Source organism: Paramuribaculum intestinale, from assembly GCF_003024925.1.
In the GTDB taxonomy this organism is placed as follows: domain Bacteria; phylum Bacteroidota; class Bacteroidia; order Bacteroidales; family Muribaculaceae; genus Paramuribaculum; species Paramuribaculum intestinale.
In genome coordinates this window covers 1-2,760 of sequence record NZ_PUED01000247.1, presented here as the reverse complement: position 1 = coordinate 2,760, position 2,760 = coordinate 1, and the positions used below count along the sequence as shown (strand labels likewise).

The following is a 2,760-nucleotide window of genomic DNA, read 5'->3' as shown; positions in this document are numbered from 1 at the left end:
CCCGACAGCAACACCGGCTCAAGATTGGCTACCGGAGTGATGACGCCGGTGCGTCCCACCTCGAACGATACGAAGCGCAGCCGCGTGAGGGCTCTCTCCGCCTGAAATTTGTAGGCGATGGCCCAGCGAGGCGATTTGGCGGTGGTGCCGAGGTTGAGCTGCTGGCGCAGCGAGTCGACTTTGAACACGAGGCCGTCGGTGGCTACCGGCAGCTCTTTCCGCGCCTTGTCCCAATGGTTGATGTATGCATCCACCGCCTCCAGACTGTTGAGCCGTGTCATCGCGTCCGACACCTTGAACCCCCACGATCGTGCCTGCTGCATGTTTTCGTAGTGGGTGTCGCATGGCAGATTGTCGCCTATAAGATAGTAGAAGTAGGCGTCGAGGCCGCGTCGGGCCACTTCGGCCGGGTTGAGCAGCTTCAGCGTGCCGGCAGCAGCATTGCGCGGATTGGCGAAGAGGGGCTCTTCCTGAAACTCACGTTCGGAGTTCAGCCGGTCGAATGCTTTCCATGGCAGCACGATCTCACCGCGGATTTCAAAGCTCTCGGGCCACCCTTCGCCTTGAAGGTGCAGAGGTATGGAGCGGATGGTGCGCACGTTGTCGGTCACCACGTCGCCCTTTTCACCGTCGCCACGGGTGACAGCCCTTACGAGCCGACCGTGTTCGTAGATCAGCGATATCGATGTGCCGTCAAATTTCATCTCTCCCACGATGGTCACCGGCTGGCCGTTGAGACTGTCGCGCAGGCGTCCCAGAAATTCGTCGACCTCGCCGACCGAATAGGTGTTGCCCAGCGACAGCATCGGGTGTATGTGAGGCGCCTGAACGAACCCCTTCGACAGATCGCTGCCCACACGGTGGGTGGGGGAGTCGGGGTCGTCCCATTCAGGATGTTCTTTCTCAAGCTCCTCAAGGCGCTTCATCAATATGTCAAAGTCGTGATCGGAAACAGTAGGGGCGTTGTCCACATAATAGCTGTGGTTGTGCCGCTCTATTTCCCGGCGCAGACGTGTGATTTCATCGTGTATTTTTTCTGTGTCCATCGGTGGATGTTGTATTTGAGGGTGCAAAGATAACTATTTAACAAAGTTTAATCAAATTATCCGACAAAAAAATCGAATCATAGTCATAATTCCGTAACAAAGACGTAACTTTGTCGACAAATCCAATATACTGACCGTCGTATCGCTGCGGCGATACAGAAATCATATACCGGAATGAACGCGATTGTATCTAACATAGTGCTTGTCGTCGCCATGATCCTGACAGGATGTGGCGCGTCTGACGGCCGTCGTAATGAAACAAAAGTGCAGCAGGCGTCGCAGACGACACAGCTTAAGATGAAATTTCGAGCTGACAGCGCATACGAGAATATACGCCGTCAGGTGGAGATGGGACCGCGTGTGCCCGGTACTGATGCTCACCGGCGTTGCGCCGAGTTTCTTGTCAGCGAACTCGCGCGTCACGGATGTGATACAATCCTTGTGCAGAATGCAATAGTCAGCGCCTTCAACGGCGATGAACTCCCCATAAGCAATATCATGGGACGGTTCAATCCGGGCAATAACCGCCGCATACTGTTGGTGGCGCACTACGATAGCCGTCCGTGGTCCGACAACGAAGACCGCGAGTCGGATCGTCATGTGCCGGTCGACGGCGCCAACGACGGCGCCAGCGGTGTGGGAGTGTTGCTTGAAGTGGCGAGAGTGCTTGGCGTGGAGCGTCCCGACGTGGGTGTCGATCTGCTTCTTGTCGACGCGGAGGATTACGGTGATTCGAGCGGTTTCAGCAACAAGGAGGATACATGGTGTCTGGGCACACAGTATTGGATCCAGCGCATGCCTTACAACGCCGACAACCGTCCGGTCTACGGCATAGTACTCGATATGGTGGGTGGCACCAACGCGCGTTTCCACCGCGAATACTATTCCAATCAGGCAGCTCCCGCAGTGGTCAACAAAGTGTGGGGCATCGCAGCTCGCGAAGGCTTGTCGAAGACGTTTATCGACGATGTCGGCGGATCGATAATCGACGACCATGTGTTCATCAACCGTGCCGGCATACCGTGTATTGACATCATTGAGTGCAACAATGCCATAACTCATTCATTCCCGCCGACATGGCATACCCGTTCCGATAATATGTCGTCGATCGACCAGCGGTCGCTTCAGGCTGTAGGCAAGGTCGTGATGGCAGTGATCGACAGCGAGTCCTCTTCGCGCTGACCGCAGGTCGGGATCTGCGGCAGGCTGGTGTCGCAAGGCGATCCATGTTTCTGAAAACATTTTTTTTCTCGGTGCTATCGGGTAATACGGATGGCATTTGCGATAGATATGTCAGATAAAATGCGTAATTTTGGGGCATGTTTGACAAGTGCGTAAAAATACGTAAGGCGACAGTTGCTGTCGTTTTGGCTCTGATGGCTGCGGTTTCGTGTCCGGAGCGTGCATGCGCGCAGCAGTTTGTTTCGTTTGAACCGGCACGCCAGTTTCTCGAAGTCGACGTGCATCTGCTCGGCGGCGGAAGCGGCGTCATACAGAACTATGCGTCATGTTTTCCTGAAATCCGCGAAATCAACAACTCGATGGGGGGCAGTTATGGATTAGGTGCCGGAGCTGTATTCGGGCTGAACACGTTTTTCGGACTCGGCACGGAATTAAACATACTCCTCAACCACAGCCGCACTGATATGGGAGTCAGCAATGATGATGCCACCAGTGTGAGCAACGTTTTTCTTCGCAACCGTTACTGCTACGC

Annotated in this window: 3 protein-coding genes; 2 read left to right on the top strand and 1 reads right to left on the bottom strand. The window is 54.9% G+C overall.

The window, feature by feature from the left end:
* A partial coding sequence (gene ligA, locus C5O24_RS12250) for an NAD-dependent DNA ligase LigA (protein WP_107681909.1) occupies positions 1-1,046 on the bottom strand: 1,046 nt, incomplete at its 3' end.
* 174 nt (positions 1,047-1,220) lie between these two features.
* Between ligA and C5O24_RS12245 the strand changes: the two genes are divergently transcribed.
* Positions 1,221-2,228, top strand: a complete 1,008-nt coding sequence (locus tag C5O24_RS12245) for a M28 family peptidase (protein WP_107681908.1) — start codon at positions 1,221-1,223, stop codon at positions 2,226-2,228.
* A 137-nt stretch (positions 2,229-2,365) separates the two neighbouring features.
* Positions 2,366-2,760 (top strand): hypothetical protein (locus C5O24_RS12240; RefSeq protein WP_133165577.1); only part of this gene is annotated, 395 nt, incomplete at its 3' end.